This is a genomic window from Halorubrum sp. ASP1 (assembly GCF_005435135.1).
Lineage (GTDB): Archaea > Halobacteriota > Halobacteria > Halobacteriales > Haloferacaceae > Halorubrum > Halorubrum tropicale.
Genome location: NZ_SGUA01000010.1, coordinates 36,498 through 63,332, shown reverse-complemented (window position 1 = coordinate 63,332; position 26,835 = coordinate 36,498). Strand labels below are relative to the sequence as shown.

24 protein-coding genes are annotated in these 26,835 nt (G+C 54.4%); 10 read left to right on the top strand and 14 right to left on the bottom strand.

Annotated features, from left to right (window positions below; translation table 11 throughout):
• Positions 1–11: 11 nt before the first annotated feature.
• The 3 genes from EXE48_RS14460 to EXE48_RS14450 are packed head-to-tail and all read left to right on the top strand — an operon-like array spanning position 12 to position 2,536.
• A complete protein-coding gene (locus EXE48_RS14460) occupies positions 12–389 on the top strand; it encodes a hypothetical protein (RefSeq protein ID WP_199236404.1) in 378 nt (125 codons plus the stop codon).
• Entirely contained in the window at positions 376–2,100 is a 1,725-nt protein-coding gene (locus EXE48_RS14455; protein ID WP_137711905.1) for an SbcC/MukB-like Walker B domain-containing protein, read from the top strand. The genes EXE48_RS14460 and EXE48_RS14455 overlap by 14 nt, the downstream gene beginning before the upstream one ends.
• Positions 2,093–2,536 carry a hypothetical protein gene (locus EXE48_RS14450; protein WP_137711904.1) on the top strand — a complete coding sequence of 148 codons (444 nt, stop codon included), beginning with the start codon at positions 2,093–2,095 and terminating at the stop codon, positions 2,534–2,536. Before EXE48_RS14455 ends, EXE48_RS14450 begins: the two co-directional genes overlap by 8 nt.
• Before the next feature lie 71 nt (positions 2,537–2,607).
• On the opposite strand, the gene EXE48_RS14445 is transcribed toward EXE48_RS14450, so the two are convergent.
• From EXE48_RS14445 to EXE48_RS14435, 3 genes are all read right to left on the bottom strand, one after another.
• Entirely contained in the window at positions 2,608–4,641 is a 2,034-nt protein-coding gene (locus tag EXE48_RS14445) for a DUF262 domain-containing protein (protein ID WP_137711903.1), read from the bottom strand.
• A gap of 421 nt (positions 4,642–5,062) precedes the next feature.
• Entirely contained in the window at positions 5,063–5,332 is a 270-nt protein-coding gene (locus EXE48_RS14440) for a DUF8110 family protein (protein ID WP_137711902.1), read from the bottom strand.
• A 29-nt stretch (positions 5,333–5,361) separates the two neighbouring features.
• The gene (locus EXE48_RS14435; protein WP_137711901.1) at positions 5,362–5,718 is read right to left on the bottom strand and encodes a DUF8165 family protein; all 357 of its coding nucleotides are present in this window, start codon (positions 5,716–5,718) and stop codon (positions 5,362–5,364) included.
• A gap of 114 nt (positions 5,719–5,832) precedes the next feature.
• Here EXE48_RS14435 and EXE48_RS14430 point away from each other — a divergent pair, with 114 nt between their 5' ends.
• Positions 5,833–6,654, top strand: a complete 822-nt coding sequence (locus EXE48_RS14430) for a CBS domain-containing protein (protein WP_049932903.1) — start codon at positions 5,833–5,835, stop codon at positions 6,652–6,654.
• Positions 6,655–7,041: 387 nt separating this feature from the next.
• Entirely contained in the window at positions 7,042–8,022 is a 981-nt protein-coding gene (locus EXE48_RS14425) for an ADP-ribosylglycohydrolase family protein (protein WP_137711900.1), read from the top strand.
• Between the two features lie 56 nt (positions 8,023–8,078).
• Here the strand turns inward: EXE48_RS14425 and EXE48_RS14420 are convergent, their stop codons facing one another.
• A complete protein-coding gene (locus EXE48_RS14420) occupies positions 8,079–8,261 on the bottom strand; it encodes a ribbon-helix-helix domain-containing protein (RefSeq protein WP_080508614.1) in 183 nt (60 codons plus the stop codon).
• Between the two features lie 244 nt (positions 8,262–8,505).
• Here EXE48_RS14420 and EXE48_RS14415 point away from each other — a divergent pair, with 244 nt between their 5' ends.
• Positions 8,506–8,835: a hypothetical protein gene (locus EXE48_RS14415; RefSeq protein ID WP_137711899.1), complete on the top strand. Its 330-nt coding sequence runs from the start codon at positions 8,506–8,508 to the stop codon at positions 8,833–8,835.
• Positions 8,836–8,882: 47 nt separating this feature from the next.
• Here the strand turns inward: EXE48_RS14415 and queC are convergent, their stop codons facing one another.
• The 3 genes from queC to EXE48_RS14400 form a co-directional block, all read right to left on the bottom strand.
• Complete coding sequence (gene queC / locus EXE48_RS14410) at positions 8,883–9,572, bottom strand: 7-cyano-7-deazaguanine synthase QueC (RefSeq protein ID WP_137711898.1); 690 nt, start codon at positions 9,570–9,572, stop codon at positions 8,883–8,885.
• A gap of 112 nt (positions 9,573–9,684) precedes the next feature.
• Positions 9,685–10,461 carry a 7-carboxy-7-deazaguanine synthase QueE gene (locus tag EXE48_RS14405; RefSeq protein ID WP_137707637.1) on the bottom strand — a complete coding sequence of 259 codons (777 nt, stop codon included), beginning with the start codon at positions 10,459–10,461 and terminating at the stop codon, positions 9,685–9,687.
• The gene (locus EXE48_RS14400; protein ID WP_137707636.1) at positions 10,461–10,922 is read right to left on the bottom strand and encodes a 6-pyruvoyl trahydropterin synthase family protein; all 462 of its coding nucleotides are present in this window, start codon (positions 10,920–10,922) and stop codon (positions 10,461–10,463) included. Before EXE48_RS14400 ends, EXE48_RS14405 begins: the two co-directional genes overlap by 1 nt.
• 180 nt (positions 10,923–11,102) lie before the next feature.
• Between EXE48_RS14400 and EXE48_RS14395 the strand changes: the two genes are divergently transcribed.
• On the top strand, positions 11,103–11,762 hold the full coding sequence (locus tag EXE48_RS14395; RefSeq protein ID WP_137711897.1) for a queuosine precursor transporter: 660 nt from the start codon (positions 11,103–11,105) through the stop codon (positions 11,760–11,762).
• Positions 11,763–11,925: 163 nt separating this feature from the next.
• Here the strand turns inward: EXE48_RS14395 and EXE48_RS14390 are convergent, their stop codons facing one another.
• The 5 genes from EXE48_RS14390 to EXE48_RS14370 all read right to left on the bottom strand — a co-directional run bounded on the left by EXE48_RS14390 (position 11,926) and on the right by EXE48_RS14370 (position 19,427).
• Complete coding sequence (locus tag EXE48_RS14390) at positions 11,926–12,351, bottom strand: hypothetical protein (RefSeq protein WP_137711896.1); 426 nt, start codon at positions 12,349–12,351, stop codon at positions 11,926–11,928.
• 195 nt (positions 12,352–12,546) lie between these two features.
• The gene (locus EXE48_RS14385; protein WP_158295138.1) at positions 12,547–16,905 is read right to left on the bottom strand and encodes an AAA family ATPase; all 4,359 of its coding nucleotides are present in this window, start codon (positions 16,903–16,905) and stop codon (positions 12,547–12,549) included.
• A gap of 126 nt (positions 16,906–17,031) precedes the next feature.
• Positions 17,032–17,541 (bottom strand): hypothetical protein, encoded by a 510-nt coding sequence (locus EXE48_RS14380; protein ID WP_137711894.1) that lies wholly within the window; start codon positions 17,539–17,541, stop codon positions 17,032–17,034.
• Positions 17,542–17,624: 83 nt separating this feature from the next.
• A complete protein-coding gene (locus EXE48_RS19290) occupies positions 17,625–18,293 on the bottom strand; it encodes a transcription initiation factor IIB family protein (protein WP_158295137.1) in 669 nt (222 codons plus the stop codon).
• A gap of 450 nt (positions 18,294–18,743) precedes the next feature.
• Positions 18,744–19,427: a hypothetical protein gene (locus EXE48_RS14370; RefSeq protein ID WP_137711893.1), complete on the bottom strand. Its 684-nt coding sequence runs from the start codon at positions 19,425–19,427 to the stop codon at positions 18,744–18,746.
• A gap of 225 nt (positions 19,428–19,652) precedes the next feature.
• Between EXE48_RS14370 and EXE48_RS14365 the strand changes: the two genes are divergently transcribed.
• The 3 genes from EXE48_RS14365 (at position 19,653) to EXE48_RS14355 (ending at position 22,135) form a co-directional block, all read left to right on the top strand.
• Positions 19,653–20,711: a DUF8098 family protein gene (locus EXE48_RS14365; protein WP_137711892.1), complete on the top strand. Its 1,059-nt coding sequence runs from the start codon at positions 19,653–19,655 to the stop codon at positions 20,709–20,711.
• Between the two features lie 6 nt (positions 20,712–20,717).
• On the top strand, positions 20,718–21,443 hold the full coding sequence (locus tag EXE48_RS14360; protein ID WP_137711891.1) for a DUF8169 family protein: 726 nt from the start codon (positions 20,718–20,720) through the stop codon (positions 21,441–21,443).
• Between the two features lie 65 nt (positions 21,444–21,508).
• Positions 21,509–22,135, top strand: a complete 627-nt coding sequence (locus EXE48_RS14355; RefSeq protein WP_137711890.1) for a hypothetical protein — start codon at positions 21,509–21,511, stop codon at positions 22,133–22,135.
• A 130-nt stretch (positions 22,136–22,265) separates the two neighbouring features.
• Here the strand turns inward: EXE48_RS14355 and EXE48_RS14350 are convergent, their stop codons facing one another.
• Complete coding sequence (locus EXE48_RS14350; protein WP_241992021.1) at positions 22,266–22,709, bottom strand: phospholipase D-like domain-containing protein; 444 nt, start codon at positions 22,707–22,709, stop codon at positions 22,266–22,268.
• Positions 22,681–26,757, bottom strand: coding sequence for a DEAD/DEAH box helicase (locus tag EXE48_RS14345; RefSeq protein ID WP_137711889.1), 4,077 nt, complete (start codon positions 26,755–26,757; stop codon positions 22,681–22,683). The genes EXE48_RS14350 and EXE48_RS14345 overlap by 29 nt, the downstream gene beginning before the upstream one ends.
• Positions 26,758–26,835 lie beyond the last annotated feature (78 nt).

Here is a 26,835-nt window from a genome sequence, read left to right as displayed (position 1 = left end):
CCATCTTGGTGATGTTCATCGCCGACCGATACAACTTCCAACTCATCCACTTCTTTGCCGGCGGCGAACTCCAACGATCGACCGAACAGGTTGAACAGATAACTGATGGAAATGATTTCTACGAATCCGCAAGCGAGGAACTACAATCCCGTATCGATGACCTTGACCGTCGTGCCTATCAGAACAATATCTCAGTTCTTGCAGGCGCCGTGATTTCCGTTACGGTTCCTGTTGTTGGATTCTACCTGAGAGGTATGATCGGTGTCACCGTCGGACTATGTATAGCCGTACTCGCTGCCCAACTGCTGTCCCGTCAAAGCGTTCAACAGCTCAACACGCTGGCCCAGAATGTCTCTAAGCCATACACAGCCAAATATGAAAATCAGTAGACTCCACATCGAGCAATTCGCCAGAGACGAATTCCCGACGCTTAGCGAAGATCACGTCGGTGGAGACGACCTCCTCCTCGTCGGGGGGAACCGATCCGGAAAGACACTGACCTTCAACGCTCTGCTCTACGGTCTTTATGGGCCAAGAGCAACATATGGTGTCTCTCCCGGGCGCACCAGTGAGGTCCGTTTCGTCTTCGACAACGGTGACAGATTGATTAGAGGGGGAAGCGGTCGCTCGTACTCGCATGGTGATGATACCTTTGAGACAGACGATGCAGACGAAGCTATCGAAGAATTTATCGGAGCTAAAGAGATCGTCTCCCACCAGTTCATTCCCTCCGAAATCGATGAACTCCCCTTGGCAACACTCTCCGAAAGCGATCGGCTATCCTTGATCCGGCGTGTAATGGATAGTGAACTCGAAGACGAGATTGAACAACTGAGAGAACAACGAGACGATCTTGAAGCAGATATTGAGAGTATCGAACGGACGGATCTCCGGCCACGCCGTGAAGAGCTCGATGATATCGATATCCCGCGCTATGAATCACGGCTAGAGAAGATCGAGCGATTACAGTCTCTCATCGACTCCGGTCGAATTGAGACCATCAAGCAACGTCTTCTGGATAATGAAGACCTCCGTGACCGCCTAGAAGAGCTTGATGACCGTCGGCACGCTATCAACCAGGACCTACGCAAAAAGAAACGAAAACTACGCGATCGGCGGCGATACACCGACGAAGTCAATGAGATTATTCTTGATGCCATCTCCGAACTCACATGCCCTGTCTGTGACCAGATTGTTCGGGAACAAACAGCCGAACAACGGTTACGGAACGGACGGTGTCCCCAGTGCGGCCGCGATCGTTCACTTGAGGAGTTGAAACTCGATCTTCGCTCAAAGATTGATTCAGCTGATGAGGAGATTGAAGCGCTTGAGTCTGATATCGAAGAGCTGCGAGGCGAGAAAGAGGAGATCGAAAACGAAATACAGTCTCTCCAAGATTCGGTTCCCGATCTGTCCGATTTGAGTGATCTCACCATACACACGCTCAAAGACAACGATTACGACATCGACGCTGTCGCGGAGGAGACTCAGGAAAGACTGGAGCAACACCGTACGACTATCGAGGAACTCTCCACTCAGAAGGACCAATTGGAGACGGAGATAGAGGAAATCGAAGAGCAACTATCGGAGTTAGACGACGCACTAACGGAGACGGAATCTCGGATTCAGGAACTGTCGCAAGAGAGCTTTGAGGAGATTATCGTCTCCTTCCGCGAGCAGTGGTCGGAGAACTACCAGTTGATGGCCCCGGACCTGGCTGTGGAAATCAACCTACGACCGGATGGGACGATTATCTTGCCTGGCAATGATGGGCCACGAGAGTACGGCGAACTGAGTACCGGTGAGGTCCGCCTGCTGAACATCTCCTTCGTATTCACACTAGTACAGGAGGCGACCGAAAGGGAGACCCAGGGACATAATTTGGAGTTAGTGGCGATGGACGAACCGTTCGCAAACATTGACGAAGAGCTCCGGGAGAACACTATTGAGGTGTTACGTGAATCTATTATCCAGTTCATCATCACTACGTCCAACGGAGACTTGACGCAGCGCTTCAATCCTGACCAAGTGAAATCCTTGAATCGGATGTACATCCAATACACGCTAGATGAAATAGAGGAGCTAGCAGCCGATGACTGACGACGAAACGCATCATCCTCGTCTGGTTCTGCTAGACGAGGCCGATGGCCATATCGAGGGGCGGGCGAAGTATCATAAACTGCTGTTCAATTATGCGGACGAGGAAGCAGATGAAACCACCCTGACGTTCGTTCGGGAGGAGCGCGGACCGTATGATCCGGGGCTCTCGCAGGCAATGCAGCGGTACATTGACCTTGGGTTAGTGGACGTCGAAGAAGATGAAGAGCCTCACGAGGTCGAACAGACCGCGAAAGGGCAGCGATACATGAGTGGGTACGAGCGAGCGAAAATACGTCTAGACGAGTCCTTCCGACAGACGAAGGAGCGGATTCGGAACACGGTTCAGAAGCACGGAGATAAGAGTGCGAGTGAGATGGTCGATGAGGAGAACGTACAAGATGCCAAGGAGAATCCGATGCGGAAGGAACTGAAGTGAATTTGGCTCTGTTGAAATCCACAATCAGTGATATATTCTTGGAGACCTACTGAATATAGCGCGCGAGTCGGTCATTCAACCTCCGAGGGTCGAATATCGGCTTTTGGTCGGCGGACAGAGGAATCCAAACTCCATCGTTTCTGTGCGAAATCAACGATATCGTCAAGTCTCTCTTCGATCTGGGTTTGGCCCCACTCGTCGTACCTCCGCGCTATTGCTCGGGTCATGGTGAAATCAGAATTCAGATACCCCGATTCACCCTCATCAATCCGGTCTTTCTTCTCGTGGTAGGGTCGATTCTTCCACGAGGAATTCCGTGGCCCAGTCGTCAGCGTCAGATTACCGAGACTGTGTTTGGTCTCCTCGTGAATTTCTTCCTTTGGTTCCGAGAGTTGTAACTTGCTCGTATCCTGTGGCCAGATGTGGTCTAACGTGTAGTCGTTCCCCGCGTTTTCGGCAGCCTTCTGGATGCTCGTTTCACCACCACCGCCGTCCCTATGTCGGAGATAGAGCTCATACGAAAACAGGAGATACCGGAGGTCTTTGTACCGGATACGCTCGTAGGCATTCGGATTTCGTAACAGTGCCTCGAAGTCATTCTGCTTCGACTGGATGTGCTTTTTGAGTCTCCCGATTATCCAGTCGGCACTTGGATCGCCAGTGGCGATATCGTTCGCTAGCGTGTAGAACGTCCCACGTCCGGTGTCGGACCGGCTGACCGTCGTGTAGATTCTAAACGAAGCGACCTCGATCAACTGAAGGATTTTATGTAGCGAATCACGCGAGAGGTCGCCATCCCCGTGTTCGTCCCAGACGGTCAGCAAAAGTGGGTAGAAGTTTCCAAGCCGATCCAGGGCAAAGATTTTCTGTAACTCCCAGTTGAGTGCCGGGTCATAGTCGCCAGACCTCCCATACGACCCAATCGTCTCCATATGGGAGTAGTATCGTGTGAGTGTGTCCGTGTATTCGTCAATTTCCTTAATACAACCTCGCGGATAGTCCTTGTACAGGTCGGGACGCTTACCGGTACGGAGATTGGTAAAATGCCACTTGATTGCGCCTAGGTAGACCGGCGCGCCGGAGCGGAGGGTCTTATTCCGCCGTGTGGTTTCCGATCGGAGGTAACTGGCGTTGAGGGACTGGTCAATGTTCGAGATGTAATGATAACGCTGAATCTGGTCCTCGCTGAGGTCAGCAACTCGGTCAGTCTCGGAGATGTCCTGCATCCATCGATATATCTGCCCGAATCGCTGTTGGACGGTATCAATAGAGAAGTTAAGAGGATCTACCGGTGAGTCAGCTACATATACGCTATGCATCAGGAAGCTCTTCGTCTTGTCCAAGTTACTTAGGCCGATCCCTCGATCGTTGACTGACTCAAATATTAGCGTCGCTTCTTCGGGCTTATCGACGGTGTACACGATCAATCGGAGGGATTGAATCGTCCTAAGAAGCGCCGAGAGTTCGTGTAGGAACTCTTCCAGCGAAGATTCTGTCTGTCTCTGTTCGAGCGTCTCACGGTAATATCGGTAGGCCTCAATCAGCCGCCTTTGTGATGGCGTTTGAACCGCCGTTTCATCGACGTCCTCCTTGAGGACACTTCGGAAGACCTCATCGTCGTCGTCCTGAAGATGGAGTTTGAACTGGTTCTGGCTCCTGACTTCCTCGATCCGTTGATCGATAACAAACCGCCGCCTGTGCTCCTCGACAGGAATCGCATCATAGAGTTCCCTCGCTTCTGTAGCGAGTTCTGTTTCGTCAATATCCGCGTAGACGGATCCGATCGCACGGACCAGTAAGACGAGTGTCGTGAGCCGCTGTTGACCATCAACGATTCCATAGCCACGATAGTTCGGTGTATCATCTCCCGTTCGGACAGAGCGCTGCTCGGCTCTACAGATGACCGTCCCCAAATAGTGACCCTTGTCTGTATCGAGGATATTAAACAAATCTTGCCACAGATCGGACCACTCGGATTGTTCCCATGAGTAGAACCGCTGATAGTCGGGGATATGGAAAACACTCCCATCAAACAGTTCACCGACGGTATAATCAGTGTTCTCAAGTTTCTCCGTAGTTTCGCCACCAGCCGACCCAGACGCCATAGCAACCAAGACACTTTGACTGAATTAAAACTTGGGCATCATCGCTATTGTGAACTCATTCGGCGATAGCATCAGACAGCTCACGCTCTTCGTCGATCACCTCCCGTTCCTGCTCCAACCAGCGAACCACGATGCCCGCCACTCGGAATTGACGCCTGGCAAGGCCTGTGAGAAGCAATATGTCTCGCTTTCGGGCGTGGTTTGCTGAACTCAACCTCTGTATCTCGCACGCCGATTCTATCAGATCTTAAGGATTTCAACAGAGCCTATCGACCTATACAGGCTACTTGAATTTGACTCGTTCTGCGGGCAGTAACACAAGAAATCTGCTCTGTTTAACCAACAATATCCTCTGAAGACTCCCTTTGTTGGTTACATAGATATGGCCGGGTCCTCTGGCTATCAAGCCCATTAACCTCGATCACTTGTCCGGCTTCGTCCCGGTTCGCAGATTCTCGCGGTACTCAGCCCACGCTTCGTACATTTCGATCTGCTCGTTTTTCGACATTGTCTCATCGGTGTCCGGGTCGAAGAACGGAAGTTCCTCTTTCTCCGGCATCGCCATCACTTGGCTGAGCGGATAGAGCTCAGAGTAGTAGTTTTCTAGGACCCATTCCTCACCGTGATCTTCGACAGCTTCGGCAATGAATGGGGCTGCTTCCGGGTACTCGTCGGCAAGGGTCTCGGGCATTGTGGACTGTAGTGGGAAGGGTAGCCGGCCTACGCGTCGGTGAACTCAGCAAGCGAGTGGTTGGGACTGCTGTGGTTCCACTTTCCGATCTGAATGAGATCGAAGGTCTCGATGTCGTCTTCAACAGCGGCGTCAAGTGTGGCAGTAATGTCGCCAGGGAGACTGTCGACACGGATCACCGTCACTGGGTGACTTCCAAGCATGTAGCCGGTTGCGAGACTGGTGGGAGAGACGACGATTACCGCATCACCATCGACAGCGTCGAGGGCGAGTTGGGCATCCCGATGCTGGAGGACGGTCGCATCCAGCTCATCGACAGGGAAGAGACAGACCGCTGTCCCGTACTCAAGACTTGCCCCCGCCGAATAGAAATGCCCTTTGGACATAATCACTTTCTACTATATGCTCTAAAGACATTAATATTGCGGCGCCAAGCAATACCAAGCTATGCGACTCGGGCAGCCCGTAGCTTGATTATTCACCCCGTTTCACCGCTGTATGTGGCTCGAACCCTGTACGAGAGCACCGCGGCAGAACTCGCAACTGGCTCTGTTGAACACGTTTCGTACGATACCGCACCGGATGCTGCTGCTGAGTGGCTCGTGACGAACGGCTACGATGCGGCGCCAGTTGACCGGGACGGCGACCCAGTTGGATTCATCCACGAAGATGACGTCGACACCGACGATACTGGTGACACGCTTGAGGCGGCCCTCACGCCGCTTACCATTGACTACATGATTAGCGGTGACACGTCGTTCGCGGAGAGTCTCGCGGCGTTAATCGAGGAGCCGGTCTATTTCCTTGGGGGCCACAACCGGATCACCGGAATTCTGACGCGTGCAGATCTAAACACACCCCCTGCGAGGATGTATCTCTTCGATAGGATCACATACCTGGAAGAACATTTGCGAGAGGTCATCTCGGCGGAGGTCCCCGATTGGAAGCAGACTCCTGTGAGTACCGACGAAATCGATGGTATCGAAGCCCGGTATGCGGATGCCAAAGCGGCCAACGTGGAATTATCAGAGATCCACTACGCCCAATTTTCGACACTCAGTACAATCGTGTCGAGCGTCGACGCCTGTTGGCAAGAGTGCGGATTTTCAACGACAGGTGAGGCGCAGTCGCGGCTTCACGATATTACGGAACTCCGGAACGATGTCGCCCACGCTAATCTCCTTGTCGAGAACACGGACAGTGACCAGTTTTTGAGTAGTGGCCGCACGACTGAGAACCTGTATACACTCCTTGAGGACATCGAGCAGATTCTGACCAGCCTACAGGACGGTGGGTATGCTCCGCCGACCGCCGCTGAGTAGTCCTCGAACCAGCCACGTGGCTCTGTTGAAAATATATTTTCAAATCCAAAACCGGCGGAGACAGCCGTTCGCTGAGTATTGCTTATTTCTCGCGTCGTTCCCGGCACATTCCACAAAAATCGTCGACCTCATTTACCGATGAGACCTCAATTGTCTCCTCAAACGAATCCTCCTCTGTAAAGGTCTGTGCCCACCCGCAGTGATCTGGTTCAGTGAAGTGCCACATCTTGTCTTCCTTACGTGAAACTCTCATACGGTTTCATTACCGGCATTGCTGAAAAGGATGTACCCTGTAATCACAGCAAGTCATTTTTTTGCACCTGTTGAGTGCTTCCATAAAGCCACCCACATCCAACTACTATTGCGCTTCGCCGTATCCACTGTCGTATGGATGACTCAGCGGTAGGTGTCCTTTTGGGACTCGCCTGTGGCGACGCCCTCGGTCGTCCGGTGGAGTTCCAGCAATCAGCCTCAATTCAGCAACGGCACGGCCCCGTCATGGACATGCTGGCCAATGGGACGCATGGCCAACCTGCTGGCACGATCACGGACGATACCGAGATGGCGTTGTGTGTGGCTCGAAGCCTCGCTGATTCGGGCCACTTCGATCCCGTTGACGTCGCAGACCGATTCGTCGAGTGGTATCAATCAGACCCGTTCGACATTGGACTACTCACTAGCACAGTCCTCAGGCGACTCCGAGATGGTGACGCGTGGGATGAGGCTGGGATCGATGAGTGGAAACACCTCCCAGTGGGATCCAATGCGGGCAACGGCAGCGTCATGCGATGTGCCCCGTACGGGATCGCGTTTGCTGGTGAGTCCGATGCACTCGTGACTGCGAGTCGTGCTTCCTCGGTTATCACGCACGCCGACCCCCGCTGTCAGTGGGGATGTGTTATCCTGAATGGGACGCTTGCTGGCCTGCTTACCGGTACGGACCAGCCGCTTGCGTCCGCGCTTGATCTCGCAGAGAATGGGCCTGCTGAACTCCAGAGTGCGTGTGAAGCTGTTCAGGCAATTGTGGAAGGGTCTGAGTCTCCGGCAGATCTTGAACTCGCTAATTCGGGTTATGTCGTCACAACACTTCAAGCGGGACTCTACCACGGACTGACTGCTGAGAGTGCGGAGGGTGCCATCGTCGATGCGGTAATGTTGGGTGGTGATACAGATACGATTGCGGCCGTTGCTGGGGCTGTTGCGGGGGCACGGTTTGGCGCGTCCGAACTTCCTGATCGCTGGCTCCAGGCAATCGATGAGACGGCTGAAATCAGAGAATTGGGCCAGCAACTCGATACGATGGAAATCTCGTTTCCTGAGTCAGTCGTAGAGAAACTTTCGAGTGGCCAATTTGATTTACAAGCCTAATTTAGAACCTTTAACCAACAACTGGGGATATTTCGAGCTATTGTAGGTTAAATTGACTACTCTACTTCATCAGTTTCGGCCCGTCCGTGCCGTCTATCTATCTCATCAAGCATATCGAGTGTCTTTCGGATTGATGCTCGAACCGCATCGCTTCGATTGACGAATTTTCCCTCGTCACCGACGTGTTCATCGAGGTCATCAAGCAGTTCTTGGGGGATCTCGACGCTGACCTTTGGCATACCTTAGTATTCGCAGAGGAATATCTTCATAGTGTCGGCCAGGACATCGGATGCGCCTAACTGATCGTTACACCACGAATCCCGCTTTCAGTACCTGAGACATATTTGATATGATAACCATTGAGCACCCTGACAAACCTACGTTTTCAAGTGATTCGTTTGACTTGACTTTCTAGGGCACCCCAACTGAAGTACAGAACACATATTTTTAATCGTAAGTGGGTATGATACTCTGATATACACAATGCCTGAAAGTGAAACTGAGGTCCTTGATTACTATCCTTCAGGATGGAGTGAGGAGATTCACGACGAGTACTACATTGAGTGGAGATCCGATGATGATGAATCAATTCTCGTCCGTCTTGACGGCACAATGGGCGATGGCGACTATTCTGTCACCCCGATCACCGGCGTGAATACGGATGGTGAGGAATTCGTAACACGGCCGATATCTCGGCTATCACGAGAAAAAGCGTTCGACGTCGCAGCGACGCTTATCTATGCGATGAATGGAGTTGCGGGACGGCTTAACGGCGAAGATGAGTTTACAGGTGACATCACCGACGAAGCTTAGCCCCAGCAGGCCGAGCTAGTTTTTCCTACGTCGTTTGAATAGAAGCGTTACGAGAACTCCGGCCGCTCAGCATACGCGATCGGATCGCGTGACCCGGCATTCCGGAACGCCTCTAAGCGGAACGCACACGCATCACATGTCCCACAGGCCGGCTCCTCGTCGCGGTAGCACGACCATGTGATGTCGTACGGCACACCAAGTTCTAACCCCCGCTCGGCGATCTCCGTCTTCGACCACTCAACGAACGGCGCTTTCAACTCAATCTCTGTCTCTGGTTTCGTCCCGACGTCGATCACGTTCTGAAAGGCGTCGAAAAAGGCGGGGCGACAGTCGGGATACCCGGAGAAGTCCTCGGAGTGCGCCCCAATGAACAGCGCCTCCGAATCAGTCGCCTCTGCGTACGACGTCGCCATCGACAACAGGTTCGCGTTCCGGAAGGGGACGTACGATGTCGGAATCTCGTCGCTCTCCATATCCGCGTCAGCCACATCCATCTCTTCGTCCGTCAGACTCGATGCCCCGATCTGCGAGAGGTGCCCCGTCTCGATATGGAGGAAATCAGTCGCATCAACCTCCTCAGCAAGCGTCTGTGCGCACTCGAACTCTTTGTCTTCGGTGCGCTGCCCGTACGACGTATGGAGGAAGTACGGCTCGTACCCCTGCTCGATCGCTTCGTAAACAGCCGTCGCACTGTCCATCCCGCCGGAGACCAGAATTACCGCGCTTTTGTTGCTCATGATTGCTCAGTTGCGTCGAATCGGTTATCGCTCTGTTCACCACGCCGCAGGCGACACTCACACCGCACTCGCGGCACCGCGCTCTTCCGACCGGTCTCTGAGAGTGACGTACTCATGTACCCGGTGCGTCGTTCCATAGGTCCACGTGGAGTCGTGGCGTGTACCGGTAGCCGTACTCCATCGCCAGCTCGGCGACCTCGCTTCGCGTCCCGTCGAGTTGCTCGCGCGTCATGCCCTCCGGCATCAACAGGACGTCATCATCGGCGACGGTCGTCGCCGTCGCTTCTCGCACTCGGTCAACCAGGTCTGTGATCTCTGGGAGGTCCGACTCGTCGGTCACGACGAACTTGAGTTGTGTCTCGTAGTCGTCGACCATCTGGGACAACGCATCCATGTCGATCCGGTTCTGTTCGTGTTTCTCCTCCCACTCGCCCTCTCCTTTCGGGTCACGCTCTGGTGTCGGCGTGCTGCTCGCCAGCTTTGGGCTGATACTTGCCAGATCGATTGGCGCGTCCCGATGGATCGTCCCGTTCGTCTCCACCGTCGTGTGATACCCCCCTGCGTCAAGCCGTTCTAAGAGCTCGACGGACTCCTCGTGGATGAGTGGTTCCCCACCTGTGAGCACGACGTGGCCAGCCTGTTCGTGGGACTGTATTTCCTCCACGATAGAGTCGACGTCGCGCCACGCCCCGGTCGGCTCCCACGAGGTATGGTACGAATCACAGAACCAACACCGCAGGTTACACCCAGAGGTCCGTACGAAGACGGAGGGGACGCCTGCGAGCGTTCCCTCGCCCTGTAACGAGTAGAACACCTCGTTGATCGGGAGGCCCTCACCAGTCGTGTCAGCGTCTGTTGCGGGCTCCTCGATATCGCTAGCGACCGGCATCAGTAACTCGCACAGAGCTCACCGGTTTCGCTCACCGACACCGACACGTCCGAGACGGTGTCCGGGAACGCATCGAGCATGCGTTGTTCGAGGAGGACGCTCATCACCTCCGCCGTCGGCGGGTGCTCCAAGACGACGAGCGCGTCGCCGTCGCCGGACGCTTCGAACGCGTCGACGAGCGGATCGCCCTCTTCGACGAGGAACCGGTGGTCCCACGCGTCGATGACGTCCGTGACGTCGCCTTTGTCGACGACCCACCCCTCCTCGGTGAGTTCCCCGGTCACTTCGACGGTGATCTCGTAGTTGTGCCCGTGTGGCCGCGAGCACTTCCCGTCGTGGTGGAGGATTCGATGGCCCGAGCTAATTCGGATAGGGTTGTCGTCTCCGATTTGGAGTGTTCGTTGGCCTGCTTCCTGAAGCACATCTGCTTCGGATTCGTCTCTTGATATACTCCGAGCCATACTCGAAGAATATTCGGGGAATATATAAATATTGAGTTTCGATACTCCACCGATGGAACGGCAGCACCACTCACAATCGTCTCGCCATCGACTCTCTCGTTGCCCCCCAGCATCCACTCTGGCCGAGCCGCAACATAGCACCACACGCAACTGTCCGGTCACAGACGGTGGTGACAGCTGATGGAGACTGAGGATACTCGTGCGATTTTTACTGCTGTGTTTGCCGGCTCAATCGTCCTCGCAAACGTCCTCGCAGCGAAACTCACGTGGATCGAGCTGCCGGGGCTTGGCGGTGTCGCCGTCCCCGCTGGGTTCGTTGCGTTCGGCGTCGCGTACCTCGCCTCGGACTTGCTCGTCGAGTACCACGGGAAAGAGTACGCTGCGACTGTGGTCAACGGCACCGTCGTCACACTCGTCATCGCGTATGCGCTCGTCTTCCTTGCCATTTGGATGCCATCCGCGCCGTTCTACGGTGGGCAAGCCGCGTTCGTCTCGACGCTTGGCGGCTCGGCATCGATCATCCTCGCCTCCGTCGTCGCGCTCGCGTTCGCCCAGCATCTCGATGTCCGACTCTTCGCTAATTTGAAGGATCGTACGGCTGGTCGGCATCGCTGGCTCCGGAACTGCGGCTCCACTGCAGTTAGTCAGGGCGTGGACACAGTCGTGTTCATCACGCTCGGCTTCGCTATCTTTCCGGCACTCGGCCTCGGTGGGGACCCGACGTGGGGGTGGGCGCTTGTGTCGATTGTTGCTGGTCAGTACATCGTGAAGCTGCTTGTCGCGTTGATTGATACGCTCCCGTTCTATGCCGTCACAGAATTTATCGAACGGCCAACTTAGTTCTACAGACCCTGGATAGAATTCTTTTGAAACGGACTTCTTTGAATATCTTCTATCTAAGACAGTTCTCCGGTGAGAATTACGCAATCATGAGTTTCAAACGTTCGGTATTCTGATGTCACCGAGTGCGAGTCAGGTTGGGCCGATTTGACTCATATGTAGATCAATTGTGCTCTTCGTATTCGAGCCGCCAAAGCTCGCCTATTTCATCAATATCCCATCCTTCTAAATAAAGCTCAATATAACTTCGTAACGAATGTGTCACTCCCTCTGGAAGTTGAACATGGTTATTATACCAACTTGCAGCCGGTTCATCCCAGTCGTCTGTGGAGAACTTCTCTCCCTTGTAATAGTAGTCTCTCTTCTCTTCAAGTTCGTCATTAGTTATTCGAAATCGGATATCAACTCTACGATCGCCGGACCAAATCCGAGCAAGACCAATATACTTTCCATTTTCAATTGTTTCTCCAGGGATTCCAAGATGAGATTCGTCTCCTCCAGGAAGAAAACTCGTTATGCCGCCACCGGGTATGAAATTTGTTGAGACCCCAACTTCCTCTGGTGCATCCGGATTATCAGTGTCTGCCACAATTAACGATATCAGGGAGTTTATAAAAGACTTCTCAGTAGTATTGAAATTCTTATTAGACTATATTCTAAAGGAACAAGAGACCTAATCAGAATCTGTGTGATAAAATCCGTCTACTAGACCATTTTTGTCAATAGCGGGATTAAGAGGAACTTGGCAACGGTATTGGGAGTAAAGATACAGACTTGATTCTATTCAGTCTCGAAAACCGGTGTACACCTGTACGGAGACAGTTCGCCCATCAAGTTCAGGAACCTCTGCGCGAGAGAGTTGTACCGTCTCAACGGGGTCTCGATCAGCGATGAGCACTTGGTAGAGCTGCTTCCACGCTTTCTGCTGCTCGTACTTTTCGGGGTCACTGCTGACAGCCCGAAACAGGGATTTTGAGACAACGATGAAGAGCTTCCGCTTCATCCGACTGGCACCGACGTTGAACCGGTTCGCATCAAGCAGGAACTCAGAGATCTGATTCACGTATCCTTGGTTGCCGGCAGTCATCGCCAGCGCCATCACATCACGTTCGCCGCCTTGGAACCGTTCAACCGTATCGACAGTTAAGTCAACGTGGTTTTGCATTCGCCGACGCATCAACCGGAAGGGAACCACAACACCTGCGCTCAGTTCGTCGGATTCGGGCTCTTGGGCGACAACTGGAAGCGGATCAAGCATCCTGCCAGCCAAATACGCCTCGACGGGACTGTCTTTGGTGTAGACGTTATCGTCGTGCAGTAAGACGGTTACACGTGTATCCGGGTCAAGTGCAGCGTTCACCCAGGGAGGGAGATCGTCACTGCGGACGTCCGGGATCGTTTGTGCCGATCCGGCTGACTCGAGCGTGATGTTGTCCCGATGGTAGAACAGCTCGGTTTCGAAACGGGCCATTGCGGGAGGAAGCCGATAGGTTAGTTTCAGCCGGTCCATCGGGAGTACCGCATCCTTTTCACTCCAAGTCGGCGGTTCACGATCGAACTGTTCGAAGTTACTGTCCTGATCACCGCGGAGGAACCGGACGAAATCAAGTGCGGAGACTGCAGGAGTGTTCTCTTCAATCGTCTGGCGATCCTCGCTCTCCCAATCGTGTGCTTGGATGGGCTGCATCTGACGATGGTCTCCCACGAGCATCAGCTGCTTGTCCCGGCCGAGGAACGCGCCGACGAGAAATAGCAGGGGGAGATCCATCATACTCGCCTCGTCGACGAGGGCGAAATCGAAGAGCCGAGAGCGGCCATCGGCCATGAACTCCTCGACCGAATCGGCGTCCTCATCGATACTCCAGCGCACACCGTTCACGAAGTTCCGAAGGGTTACCGGCGTTGTGAACACAATGAGGGGACCTAGCGCCTCGTTTCCGAGGACGTATTTCTCGAAGATATCTTGCAGTTCGTCACGGTCATCGTAGGCCCTGTACTCTCGGACGTTTCCGGGGAGGTCGCCCGAAAGAGATCCGGATTGCACCCGAATGAGAAGCGCGTTCTCAAGTACCCCATCCTCGGCGAGTCGTTGTTGCGCGTCTGCAACTGACCTAGCGAGTTCGTCGACGGCGTTGTGTGAGTGGGCCGTTGCGATCCCCGAAAACGACCCGGTCGAAGCGTTAGCGCGTGCGAGTATCGCCGGGGCAGACGCATACCTCGTTTTTCCGGTTCCGGGCGGTCCCTGGAGCGCGGCAACCGTGTGGTCCGTTTGTGAGACGAACGCCGTCTGGTCGTAGTTCGTCGATTCAGGCATTACTTGGTCGAACTCCTCGAGGAAGGATCGGACCGATGTAGGGTCGAACTGCGGGGAGTCCCGTCGAAGCGCGTCCGAGATCTCGTCATCGTACAGATTGACCAGCCGATTATGTACGTCGTTTTGGCCGGCATTTTGCAGCGCGGCGTGAGCACGGTGGGCGACGAAGTCATCGAGTGCCGGGTCCAGCACGAACTGCATCCCTTCCTCGATGAGTTGACGGTCCCACTCGTCGTCCTCGTCGGTCGTCCAGCCAGAATGGTTCGGTTTGAATTTCTCCCTTGATCTACTTTGAGCTCCGAGGAAGGAAATCCGGACCGTACCCGTCTCGGTATCGACACGAGTGAGTCGTCCCAGCACCTGATTTGCGATCCGCTGTGGTGATCTCACGTCCTCAGTTAGGCTTCCGTCGCCGTTACGTTTCAACGGCGTCATTACGACGAAACTCCCCTCCTCGAGCGAGAGGGGAGTGTCGGCCTGAATCCCATCCTGTGAATCGTCCCCGAGCGACCGGAGTATCGACCCACCGAGCCACATCCGTGGCTCTGAGTCATCATCGCCCTCTTCAGGCGGTTCAGTAACCTCGAACGGGATTGCGCGGCCGGTCGTCGTGCGTTGACTGAGTGGTGTCCGGTAGTGGGAGACGAGCTCGCGCCGATTCGCACCGAATTCGAGTTCCTGATACTCCAGACAGGTCGACTGAAGCTCAGATACGCCGAGCGTATTCTCGCGGAGGTCTCCAAGCTCAATAGGCTCTTTCGTCATCGTCGCGTCCTTGTCACGAATCGAGCGCTCGATATGCTCATAGGCCTCACAAATGGAGTGAACGACGTCCTCAACGTCGTCTAGTGTCACTCGTGATGACCCCGCATCGGTGTGGTGACGGTATCGCTCGATCTGTGACTGCATCTCCGGATCCTCAGCCAGATCTGGTTTGAGGAGATCGAATTCTTCGGTAGCGTAGAGGTACTCAAGCGGAAGCGTGTCCTGATTTCGACCGAGAATGGGGAATTCACCTCTCAAGTGGTCCGAGGCAATTTTGAGACCATCGTCGAAATCGAGGAGGATACGAGAGCCCATCTGATCGTACGAAACGGTCGTCTCGAAGAAGCCAAGGTCGAATACCTGCTTGAGTGGCACCTCTTCAGCGTCCCGTGGACGCTCCCAGTCGAGTTCCGTATCTCTCGAGTAGAACTGAGCTGCTGTTTGAACGACGCCCAGTCCCGGGTATCGGAACGCGTGTCTGTCGCGGAACTCGTCTCGAAGGACACTCACACTCGTCTGGTCGATTTCTTCACGGTAGCCGAGAAGGGTCCGAATCGCCTGTGCGGCATCCGATTCGGGATGGCGCTTAACAGCGTCAATAAGTGTCCGCCGCTGGGAGTCCCCGTACGGATAGATATGGACGAAGCCTTCCGTATCGCTATACCCCTCCTCACTGAGGTCAGGGCGAACCTCGTTGACCGCAGAGGAGAGCCTCTCGAAGAACCGCTCGATCAACCGGCGCTCTTCTTGATCTTTACGTTCGTTGTTTAGGTTCGGAAGCTCATCCGGGTGGCTGACAATAAACTTTCCAGTGTCGTGCTCATCCTCGTATCGGCTGGACGTTACCTTCGCCGCGAGGAGTACGACCCGATTGCGTACGAAATCGTACTGGACGTAGGGATAGACTCGCACGAGCGACTTCCGAGGATAATCGAGATTGAAGTTCTCCGGCGGATTATCATCGGGAAGGTTTCGACCGGAGCCGATGAGGTAGTCTCCCCACGGACCGGCCTTGTCGGATCGTTGTTGCCACTGATCTTCGTAATCAGGATCGATCTGCCGCAGGAAGCGGTGGGCGATCTGTGCGGTATCGCGGAGGTTCGAGATCTCCGTTTCCCGTAGGATGCGCGTGACTAATTCCGGATCCCTGGGGCGTGGGTGGACATGAGAAGTCGCTCTTCGATTACGCTCCTCGGTCGGCCAGTCAAAGAGCGTTGCGAGGTCGTGGAGGTCTTCGATGTCGAGACTATTGAGAGACTCCTGTACACCCTCACTGAGCCCAAGCAGAGCGAGGTTGTGGTTCGTCACCGAGTGTGCAATACACTTCGACTGCTTGGCACAGTCGTCACAACGAGCGTCGATTCGGTAGGTGGGCGGATCGCCGGATTCTCTCATCTCGTCACCGTCGAGGAGTTCAGCGTCGAGCGCACCGTCAGGTTCAAGCAGGAGTTGGATATCGTTCTGGCGCGTGCTCAGATCGAAGGTACCGACTCGCCGCAGGTCGAGATTGCCGGTGGATGTCACGAGGTCCGCGAGGTCGTTTCGTTCCGGTTCCTGTGACACGATGCTTGCCGAGAGGCTCGTATTGATGTCCGCCAACAGAGACTCAAGCAGAAGCGAGTAGATGGCAGCTTGTAGCTGGTGGTGAGTTTTCACTGAACTCGAGGACTTGAGTTCGACAACGCGTACCTCCACGCTGCGGGGACCAGGAGCGGTCGTATCCGGGCTTGCGATGACGACGTCCGCATCACCACGAATGGGCCACGCACCGACAGTCCCCTCGATCCGTGGTTGGAAGAAGACGATCGGGTTCGTCCGATCGCCTGTTACAAGGTCTTCGACGACTGTTTGAAGCCGTTCGATGTCCGTCTCCGGGTCACCGCTCCAGCGCTCGTCGAAGGGGTGGCCCTCATCGGCCGGACCGATGCTATAGATGTCTGCCTCGAGAAGGTGGCGGAGCTGCCCAGCTTCGAACGCTTGGCCTGTTGCGGCGAGGAGAGGGCTCAGGGAGATATCCGAAATGGAACCGAGGTTCTCGTCGACGTAGCGGTGGTACAGGTACATCGGGCACTGCTGAAGCTTGTAGAACTGTGCGATCGCACTCGAGCTGACAGTCGTTCGCTGAGAGTTAGTCATGGATCGAAATGTGTGGGCTGAGAGTCTGCTGGCTCTTATTCGGGGCTATCGCTGTCACTCGAGGTTCTCTACGTAGCGACCGACGGCGTCACGTTCCTCCGGCCACGTATCGCTGCGAACGTTCCATTTGAATCCGGTACCTTTCGCTTCGTTATCTTCGAGTTGCCACATGTAGAGGCGCGTCTTGTGCGTCGATGAGTAGTCGTCCTCGTACTGGACGACGGCAGTCCACCACTCGTCTGTTTTTTTAATCGTCTGTCCGCCGACCACGTTGTAGTGTTGGACGGGAAAGTAGGGCGTATCGGCATCAACGGCCGTACCGGCGTAGTCTTCGACGACGCGTCGTTCCTCTGCCCAGTGGTCTGGATCGATGTTCCACTTATGCTTCGTAACCCACCCCTTGGTGTCGTTGTCCCGCCAGAGGTACAATCGGATCTTCTCGTTTCCGTATTCGTCCTCGGAATGGACGATTGCGCGCCACCATCCCCCGGATTTGCTGAACGTGAGTGCACCAACTGGTGTGAGGTGCCCCTCGATCGGATAGCGAGATAGATCTTCCGTCATCAATATATTAGTGGAACAGCACCTTACTTAAATAGATAAACGGGACGCGGACGAGTTCAGCCAGCATCGAACATCTACAGCTGCTATCGAGCTAGACTGGCCTCGGGCGGGGAGAGTTCCCGAATATCTTGATAGTGACGTGAAATAGTGACCGTCGAGACGTTGGCGGCCTCTGCTACTGCCTGCTGGTTAATCGAGAAACCTAGATCTGTCGCGGCAGCGTACACCGCTGTCGCAGCGACTGCAGCCGGATGTTTGCCGATGTGCAATTCCTCGTTGGTTGCCCGAGTGAGATACCCGCTTGCTCTGTGTTCGATATCCGGGTCGAACCCAAGCTCAGAGACGACACGCGGGAGGAAGTCCTGCGGCCGGGCGGGAGGAATCGTCGGCTCGAACTCAACACGAAGGATACTCACGTGATTGCGGATTTTCGACTCCGAGAGCGGAGAGTACGGAGCGAGCCGGCTGAGTGTCATCGGATGTCTACGCTCTCTTGCCGAGAGAAACACACACGCGGCGGCGAACCCCTCAATTGATCGGCCCTTTAATAATTCCTTCTGGACAGTTTTTCGGTACCAGTACGCTGCCCGTTCACGGATCGGCTGAGATAGCTCGACTGCTGCCGCGACATCGCGGAGCTCGCGGAGGCCGCTTACGAGTGAGCGTTCATCACTCCGCAGCCGCTCGTTGTATCGGCTGAGCCGACCCGTGTCACCGTGAGCAGATCGAGTAATCGTGGTGCCTGTATTCACCCACTGTTGACTCTGCTTTGGCCCGAGTCGGCGGTCTTTGTAGTCGCGCCACTGGGGCTCGCTGTGCTCGATCGGGGAGTCCTCGACTACGACGCCGCAGCCGTTACAATAGGTAACTCTATCCTCGGTGAGGAGTTCGCTGTCGACGCAATCTGGACACTCTATCCCCGAAGTCGTTTCACTGCGACTTTTGACCTGGGGCCCGGCTGTTGTGGCCGAAGCTGCACTACTGGCGAGACGTTGGGGCTGACGGGAATTCGTTGTCGGTGCCAACAATCCGGTGCTGCTGATGCAGCAGTTCGGTGCTTATTTTGGTATGTGTCCGGCGTTCTCTTGAGCTTTACCCTCGATCGACGCCTGAAAGGGTGGGCGATTGTCAGAGGCACGTTCTGTGCCGGGTTCGCCCAGTACGACAGAGCAAGAGTATCTGACTTAAATTGATAACCGAGATCAGTATTCGAATCCTCGAGCGGAATCAGACGTGAGTGCGAAACCGGAAGATTCGTACACGCTTGTAATCGCGTTCTCCAACTCGTTCAGGTGGCCGTCTATCTCGCTGATTGTATCAAAAGGAATAGCAGAAATATACGCACCAAACCGAAATATTGCCTGTTCATAGCGTCGACCGTCGATATGCTCGGGAATCGTTCGTTGGAAGAATTCACTGAATTCGCCGAATCGCGTTGGCGACTGGGTTGCACTCGCTGGAAGTGGTTGTTCTCCGTCACGTCGTCTCGTCAGGTAGACGTACGCGACCCAGCATCGAACATCAAAAATCGGGAAGCGAACGGAGTATTGGACGGGACCGCTGTCAGCGAGATGGAGGAGAAACGCGGGAGTGACGACGGTCCGGTTTGCAAGTGCGCCGCGCTCCACGAGTAAGTCGGCTAACTTGCCGACCGCATCACCGGGACTGTCTTCAAGAAGGTCGATCAGCTCATCAGTCGTGAGGACATCGGTAACATCATCGATATCAACCCCGCGACTGAGGTCTTTCCAATCCCAGAGGGCCCGTGCGCGCTCAAGAGCGTCCGTACGATCTCGAATTACGTTTGTGTATGTCGCAGTGTCATCTTGTTGAGCAGAGTACTGGAGAGCCCAGTATTCGACATTAAGCGGTGATGTGGAAGCCATACTCTCGTTACACGTGTCAGGGTGATAATCCACCCGCCAGAAGACTGGCCGTCAAAAACTAGCGGGTTTCGTCAGGTGTCAATTTAAATGGGATATGCGCTCTAGACTGACTGAACGGTACCTGCCCGAAAACCTCCGATCAGAATGACTAGACGACCGAAGAGATATACTGCTACATACCCTCACTGCGATTATCGGCACAAACGCCACTACCGTCGAGAACTGATGATTGACCTCACTGAAACTGAATCCGAACTCGTTGATCAGCTTCTCGATGTCCTCGGAGAGGCGATAGATTCACTCCCGGAAATCGATAAGAGCTACGCGAACAAGACGAAAATACAGAAGCTCCTGTTCTTCGCAATCGACGAGTTCGAGATCCCGGTCACTCATAGCTGGTATCTCGCCGGTGCTGTCGTCCCTGATCGGTCGATCGGTCCGAATGCACTCCAAACCGCTGACGGACCGACAGGACCAAGCAGTCCGTCAGTTCCGGAAACAGATTCTGAGGACGTGATTGAAAGCGTTAGCACGGTCGATCCGATTCTATTTACCGACTCGTCAGGGGAGAAATTCGACTCGGAGCCATCGTCCGACCTCGAAGCGTACGTCTCCCGAAGCGATCTGCTGTCGTTCTACCGCCAAGAGATCCCCGACCTCTGGCACCAACAGACGATGCGATTCCTCCAGAACTTCTACCAAGAGACGGCTCCCGACGAGTACCGTCTTCTGTACATCGAGAGCACGCATCTCCGGACGCATCTCGCGGACCTCGTCGACGCTATCGATGCCATCATCGAGGGCAGTACCCCGGAACGGTCAATCGCTTCAATTCGGGAGTCTATCGAGCTCTCGATTTCTGACCTCCATTACTATATTGGTCGCCACGACGACCTCAGTCAGACTCTCGATGTCGTCGTTGAGGGAACTGACCTCATTGAGGACGCCGTGATGCGACTCGATCAGCATTCGACGGCTGATCTCACTCCTGAGCACCGGTCGGCCATCGAACGTCTTCAGGACTTCTTTTATTACTACGTGTGGAAGTATCCCTGTCTCCTCATCTCAATAGACACCGCGAGTGGCACACAGGCCGACGATCTGCGGGCAGAGCAGCTCGCCGCCTTCGAAGATTTTGACGATCGCGTCCTCGACGAACGAAGCACAATCGCGGCCGATCTCGCTTCGGTCGACCTTCTCCCGGCGCCGGGCGATTACGAACCGATCGACGATAGTGTCCTGTCCGAAAGACTATGCGATTTATCAACACAGTATCTCGAATGAGAGAGCATGCCCGGTATCGGAGATGACGAAGCAGGGGTGGGGACACTGAGTCCCGACAACGTCTTCGTTGACACGAGTGTCCTCCTCAACTACGCCCAGCGGGTTATTGAACGCGACCACACGTCTCCGTTGATTGATAGCGACGACGTCGAGATCGTCGTCGGAGTGACCGTCGCTAACGAACTCGAGGAGGTCCGGGAACGCCGTGAACACATCTACGAGGACTTCCTCGCGTATCTCATCGACGACACGGAAGACATTGATGAGTATGACCCGGCCTCACGGCGTCCATATTTTCAAACGAACGATGAACGGCACGTACGAAACATCCAGATGAAGCTTGCTCAATTGGATGACCGGCGTAAGATCCTCCGTGACCTCCGCCATGCACTCCGTTCGATCGAACGTCGGCTTAGCTATCTTGCCGATGAAGTCGTTCCGGACGGCTTGTTCGACCAACAGCCAGGATTAACCGTCCTGTTCGCGTTGCAGGACGTTATTCCGAACGACAAGGACCGAAGCGTCGTTGGCGATGCTGCGCTCTGGTCCGCAGAGGCTGAGGAGAGTTCGGGCGTGTTTGCCACGACTGACCGAGATGACTTGCTTGATTTCGCGGACGATATCAACGAGGTTCTCAAAGCCGCGAAGGGTGAGGAGTGGACGATCACAATTGTTCACCCAAAAGACCTCTCGGTCGTCGATGAGATTCGGCGACTCGATTCTTCTACTTAACGATTCATTACAGATGGTTGATTCAAAACGATAGGTATTTTTATTGTTCACTTGAACTATATTCTATGAAAAATAATGATCCCTCAGAGGGTGGTGCGATGGATTCCAACGATCAAGAACTCAGTCGTGGCGAATATGTGAAAAAACAGCGAAAACAATTTGATCAGCTTGTTGAGAATGACTGTTTTCTTCGTCCTCACATCCGATTTCCGTTTAGTGAAGATGAGTTCAATAAAGCACTAGAATCTGCAATTAATGGAGATTCCACAACCCTAGAATCAAAAGACCGTGATCTCGTAGTTAGTGGGCATTTACTTGACCTAGGATATCTTGACCTCAGCATTGCTGTCCGACAAATGATTTTTTGGGAACATCAAGTAGGGAATAACGAGCATGATGCTGTTGAATTATCACTATACGTCGGGAGTAGTGATGCTGAGGCAGCTTATGAACACTATTCGACCGAACCCCCTGAATTAATAAAGCGGATACGCAGCGGGAATAGGGCCGCCCAACAACATGTGACGCTATTGCGTGATATTAGTCCGGGATGTCGAGATGCTGTACTCAAGATGAGAGAGCTCGTGCAAAACCATTCCGAGCTTGTTTGGGGAGGCGAGCCAGAGCTCACGACGACTGATGGCGCATACGGGTTTTCTACACCAATTTATTATCGTCCTTGTGAAAACTAAATATTAACTTGGTAGTTTTTGACCGTATTTACTGAGCTATATTGTATTGATTCATAGAATAAGCACTCGCCTCCGACGCAACCTAGCTTGGCTATTTATGTCATATGTTTAATAGACTCAAATACAGCCGTCACACAACAATATTGAGCGTTGATTTGACATATTCTATCGCCGAACCGTACTCGTTCTCGATTACCTCACAGAGTTCCCGATTGAGGGTGAGGCCGCCACGTGTGATATTTGCCGAGCCGAGGTAGACGAACGAGTCCGAGATAACAGCTTTCGCGTGGAGGCCGTCAATTTCCTGAACGTGGACGTGCTCGGGGAGTCTCCGTTTGATGTAATCGTTGTGTGACTCTCCAGAACGCACCAGAAGATGGATTTCCTTCTCTGAGAGCGTTTCCAGCGCTTCAACGAGAGACACTTCCCGAGACTCGAACCGGTCGTTGATCGGGAGACTGAGGGAGACGTCGCTCAGCCAGGGCGAGACCACGACGACAGGGTCGCAGTGCAGCAGCGTGAACCCGATGAAGTACGAGAGGCTCTCAGAAGGTAAGGAAAACGCTCTTGTCATCGAATTCACCTGCTGGGGGAAGTTCTCGGTCGAACATCTCGGTGCTAGTCTGGTCTGCAGGTACTGTTTCCGTAATATCCTCTCGAAGGGCCTCGAGCAGGACGTAACTGAGTGAGTCACTCTGATCCGTCGCAGCGATACACTCCCCTAGATGGAGATTCTCCACGCAGCCGTCGATATCGGGGGAGAAGAACACCGTCTTAGCTCGGTCGACATCAGAGAGATCGACACTTAGCGCATCGACGGTGGTATCGGGGAACTCGTCTACCCCGTCCACCTGCTTCTGAGCGATCGTCTGCTTGACTCGAAACGCGTCGGTAGCTTCGATTTCCTCGTCGATTGCGAACTGTTCGGCTTTGTCAACGCTGGACAGGACTTCTTGAACGACCCGATCCACCACTGACTCGAATGGGGTATCGAGTGCTTCTCTGACCGCCGACTCAACATCGGGTTCTGCGGTCGATGTACAGAGCTGGTCGACGAAGGATTCACTCGCCCACAGGCGTTCGTTGATAACTTGTGAGTTGTATCCGACCCGATTAATCGCTTCCAGCACTGTCCCGGGATCGTTCGATAGGTCGTCGAAGACCAAGTCGACAACTCCCTGGCCGCCCTCTGTTCGTTCGAAGATGTACACCTCGCCTGCATCGCGGTCGAAGCCGTAGAACAGCATCGAGGTGTTAACCGCGCTGATATCCGAGACGATCTGGAGATAGAAATGTGCTGCCGTGTGATACGCGACGTACTCGTAGTCCATCTCCTCAAACTCGTGGTAGCGTTCGACGAGCGAACGAACGTCGTCGTCGGCAACTCTCCCAAGGAACGACTCGAGATCGAACACGAGTCCTCGAGTGTCGATTTGGAAGCCGAGTTTCTCTTCCGGGCTGTCGAGTTCTACCTCGAACGGGTCCCGCTGATCGAAACTCACCTCTGTCCCCCATGACTGAGCAGGACGAATACTCAACGTAACTCCATCAAGTGTTACCTCCGAGGAGACGTCCGCAAGCGTTACCGAACCCGCCCGCTCCGTTTCCGAGCGGAGTTCGACGTTCGTACTCACCTGGGGGTTCGAATGGATTTTCCCCAGTTCACTTTTGTTGTGACGTAGGCAGTTATCGATATCGGTGATTATCTGGTAGCAGACGGGGCAGTACCGGACGATATTCATCGCATCCTCACTCAGATCGGCCATCGCGGACAGCTCGATTGAATCAGGGATGAGGATGCCGTCCTGAATCTCTCCACTGACGTGCTGGGAGTAGTCCAGTTCGACGCCGTCTTCTGTAACGCGAGTACGCGGTAGGAACGCGTACATCTGGTTCGTCTCCGATTGGTACTCCGACCGATACGGCGTGTAGGTACTCACGAGCTTGTCGATTGACTCATCAGTGCTGTCGCTGTTATCGGGATTGAAGACGCTAAAGAAGCGCCCAGCACCACCGAAGTAGTTTTGAGGGATGTACCAAACCTCTCCGAGGCTACGGTCGTTCACGCCGAGATACTGCTCGAAGTAATACGCACCGCGGAGGAGCCGCTTGACGGCGTATAGACTGAGGTGCGGGTTGCTAAACGCGACGTATTCCTCTAATTCGTCGAGTGCCTCAATGAGGTAGTGGATGCGTTTCTGTGTGCGGTAGTAATCCTTGATCCGTTCATCGTCGCTTAGACTGTCGAGCTGCATAGCCGCGTCTTGTACGTCACTGAGCCTGTCTGTCCGAACTTGTGGAATCGTCCGATCTGTAGCACGATCAAGCCGGCTCCGGAATTTCATCAGCGGACCAGTCAGGCTGAACAGGTCCGCCAGTAAGTCATCGAAATGTCGTATCTTGGTCTGCGTATCTCCCTCAGGGATTTCCGACGCAGTCTCTCGAAGGTCTGCTAAACTCGATTCGAGGGATGCTACTTCCTCCTCGTATCCCGTTTCCCCGAGCGCCTCGAGTTCGTCCTCATAGCCCGACACCTGCCCGGAGAAGGCGTTGATCAGTTCGAGTACCTGATCTTGGACCTTGTGGACATAGGTGTTGACCGTTTCCTCGCCCCGTACTACGTTTCCGTCATCGAGCTCGAAGAATGACTCAATCTCCTCGAACGTCTCGCGCTGGTCTTCGAGATGTGACCTGAGCGCCGTACGCGCCTCGCCTACGAGTTCCTCTGAGAGTAAGGGCTGGGGAGCGACGTCAACTCCGAACTCCTCGTCAAAGAATTCCCCTGGCGAAAGCAGTAGATCACGGTAGGCGTCGAACTCGAGTCGATCGCCGAGATATTCGTCGAGGAACTGTTCACCGGGGTCACGAAGGGTGAGATTGGGCTGGTCTTCGATTCCGAGAGACACCTCGTAGTACTCACGGAACCGTGAGTGGACCCATTCAATGACATCGTTGTCTGTCTTGAGCGGTGTACGGATATCAGAGTCGAGGAACCGGTCCGCCCGGTAAAACATGTTTGAATCCCCGGTGAGACTCGAGAGCATCACCGCGATGTGTGAATCCATTCCCTCCTTACGCGCGGCGCGGCCGGCACGCTGTTTGAACGAGGAAAGATCCCAAGGCGTCCTGTACTGTGTAATCGTCTTAATTTCGCCGACGTCGATTCCAACTTCTAAGAACGACGTGGATAGAAGGACGTCGCTGGCACCAACGTCCCCCGAGTCAAAACCGTGTTCGGCAGAGACCGGCATGAACGAGAGGTGCTCGTTAAGGAACCTGTGATCCATCGCCTCAGCAACGGCCGCCCAGTCTTCGACATCATCGTCGCCGTCGCCGAGGTGGTAGCGCCAGAGCTCTCGGTTGTGGTCCGCGTCGAGGAGCTGCGTGTATTTTTGATTGATTTGAGAGATACTATCGATGAAGGCGAGCATCTTCCCACGCTCTCCGGAGGACTTCTCAAGGAGGCTGTGTCCGAGGAGAAGGTGCTGTTGGATCGACATCGACGACGCCCCCGGCCCGTCAGGTGCGGCGAGCATGAAGTAGTAGTGTTCGTAATCGTTGTGGTCCTCATCGAAATCGGATGCGCCAGGTTCAACGGTGCGGATGTCGTCGTTCGACACACCGAAGAGGTGCTTTCCGAATCGAGCCGCATTGTCGATGGTTGCACTCGACCCCAACCAGAGGATGGGCTGCTCGGTAATCGCGTTGACGTTCTCGATGATCTTCGACGCATGAGCCCCTCGAATCTGGGTGTTCATGTGGACCTCGTCTAGGACGATTGTTTCGAAGTCATCGACCAGCGAATAGTGTGGCTTGAGAGCGAACCCTTCCAGTGACTCAAGTGTTGTGAGAACGATGTCGGGCCGGTTGTTGAACACCATGTCGTGGCGCGACAAGATCAGCTCACGATCGGTGAACGAGTGGTCCGGGTTGGCCTCACAACGGAGCGTGTAACTCTGGGAAGTTCCGTGGTACTCGAACGCGTTCGGACTGCCTTCCTCGCCACACCAGCAGTTGGCTAGTTTGAACCGAGGGCGGCCGCTATCACCAGTGAAGAAGGTCCGGTCGCCCTCGACCTCATTCATTTTGTACGGCATGCCACCGACGTAGACACCAACAGAGAGCTGATCATCGGTGTTTGAATTGATCTGGTGGATATGTTCGAGGACACGACCCAGTTGATCCTGTAGCAACGCCCGACTCGGGTAGACGATGGCCGTCGACTCCTGACGTCCATCACGAAGCAGCTGGTAGAGTGGACCCAGGAACGCCTCCGTCTTGCCGAATCCGGTAGGTGCAGAAAACACGGCAGCCTTGTTCTGATTCGACTCTCGCCGTTCCCGGTCGAGTTCATCGACCGTCTGCCAACTCTCGACTTGGAAGTCTAGTGGATCGAATCCAAACAGGTCGATGATCCCTTGAACAAACTCATCAGACCCGGTGTACGGGCTCGTCTGTCGTCTCTTCTGCCGCTCACGCCTGTACTTGAGCGCCTCGGTGACGAACGGAGGGTCTTCCTGATCCGCCCTGAAGATTCGGCGGTTCTGAAGTATCGCCTCGATCAGCGGCTGAATATCATCGTTCAGCCGAGATGACTTCGTGTTCCGGTCTACGAATTGCATGAGAAGAACGGGATACTATTGTCGTTCACCCGCCCGTTCTTCAAGCTTACTAACACCTCGTAACGAGGGGAGAGAAAG

Excerpts from the sequence above, each read along its gene's own strand:
- EXE48_RS14460 (WP_199236404.1), top strand. The coding sequence starts at position 12 with ATGTTCATCGCCGACCGATACAACTTCCAACTCATCCACTTCTTTGCC.
- EXE48_RS14455 (WP_137711905.1), top strand. The coding sequence starts at position 376 with ATGAAAATCAGTAGACTCCACATCGAGCAATTCGCCAGAGACGAATTC.
- EXE48_RS14450 (WP_137711904.1), top strand. The coding sequence starts at position 2,093 with ATGACTGACGACGAAACGCATCATCCTCGTCTGGTTCTGCTAGACGAG.
- EXE48_RS14445 (WP_137711903.1), bottom strand. The coding sequence starts at position 4,641 with ATGGCGTCTGGGTCGGCTGGTGGCGAAACTACGGAGAAACTTGAGAAC.
- EXE48_RS14440 (WP_137711902.1), bottom strand. The coding sequence starts at position 5,332 with ATGCCCGAGACCCTTGCCGACGAGTACCCGGAAGCAGCCCCATTCATT.
- EXE48_RS14435 (WP_137711901.1), bottom strand. The coding sequence starts at position 5,718 with ATGTCCAAAGGGCATTTCTATTCGGCGGGGGCAAGTCTTGAGTACGGG.
- EXE48_RS14425 (WP_137711900.1), top strand. The coding sequence starts at position 7,042 with ATGGATGACTCAGCGGTAGGTGTCCTTTTGGGACTCGCCTGTGGCGAC.
- EXE48_RS14420 (WP_080508614.1), bottom strand. The coding sequence starts at position 8,261 with ATGCCAAAGGTCAGCGTCGAGATCCCCCAAGAACTGCTTGATGACCTC.
- EXE48_RS14415 (WP_137711899.1), top strand. The coding sequence starts at position 8,506 with ATGCCTGAAAGTGAAACTGAGGTCCTTGATTACTATCCTTCAGGATGG.
- queC (WP_137711898.1), bottom strand. The coding sequence starts at position 9,572 with ATGAGCAACAAAAGCGCGGTAATTCTGGTCTCCGGCGGGATGGACAGT.
- EXE48_RS14405 (WP_137707637.1), bottom strand. The coding sequence starts at position 10,461 with ATGCCGGTCGCTAGCGATATCGAGGAGCCCGCAACAGACGCTGACACG.
- EXE48_RS14400 (WP_137707636.1), bottom strand. The coding sequence starts at position 10,922 with ATGGCTCGGAGTATATCAAGAGACGAATCCGAAGCAGATGTGCTTCAG.
- EXE48_RS14395 (WP_137711897.1), top strand. The coding sequence starts at position 11,103 with ATGGAGACTGAGGATACTCGTGCGATTTTTACTGCTGTGTTTGCCGGC.
- EXE48_RS14385 (WP_158295138.1), bottom strand. The coding sequence starts at position 16,905 with ATGTACCTGTACCACCGCTACGTCGACGAGAACCTCGGTTCCATTTCG.
- EXE48_RS14380 (WP_137711894.1), bottom strand. The coding sequence starts at position 17,541 with ATGACGGAAGATCTATCTCGCTATCCGATCGAGGGGCACCTCACACCA.
- EXE48_RS14370 (WP_137711893.1), bottom strand. The coding sequence starts at position 19,427 with ATGGCTTCCACATCACCGCTTAATGTCGAATACTGGGCTCTCCAGTAC.
- EXE48_RS14365 (WP_137711892.1), top strand. The coding sequence starts at position 19,653 with ATGATTGACCTCACTGAAACTGAATCCGAACTCGTTGATCAGCTTCTC.
- EXE48_RS14360 (WP_137711891.1), top strand. The coding sequence starts at position 20,718 with ATGCCCGGTATCGGAGATGACGAAGCAGGGGTGGGGACACTGAGTCCC.
- EXE48_RS14355 (WP_137711890.1), top strand. The coding sequence starts at position 21,509 with ATGAAAAATAATGATCCCTCAGAGGGTGGTGCGATGGATTCCAACGAT.
- EXE48_RS14350 (WP_241992021.1), bottom strand. The coding sequence starts at position 22,709 with ATGACAAGAGCGTTTTCCTTACCTTCTGAGAGCCTCTCGTACTTCATC.
- EXE48_RS14345 (WP_137711889.1), bottom strand. The coding sequence starts at position 26,757 with ATGCAATTCGTAGACCGGAACACGAAGTCATCTCGGCTGAACGATGAT.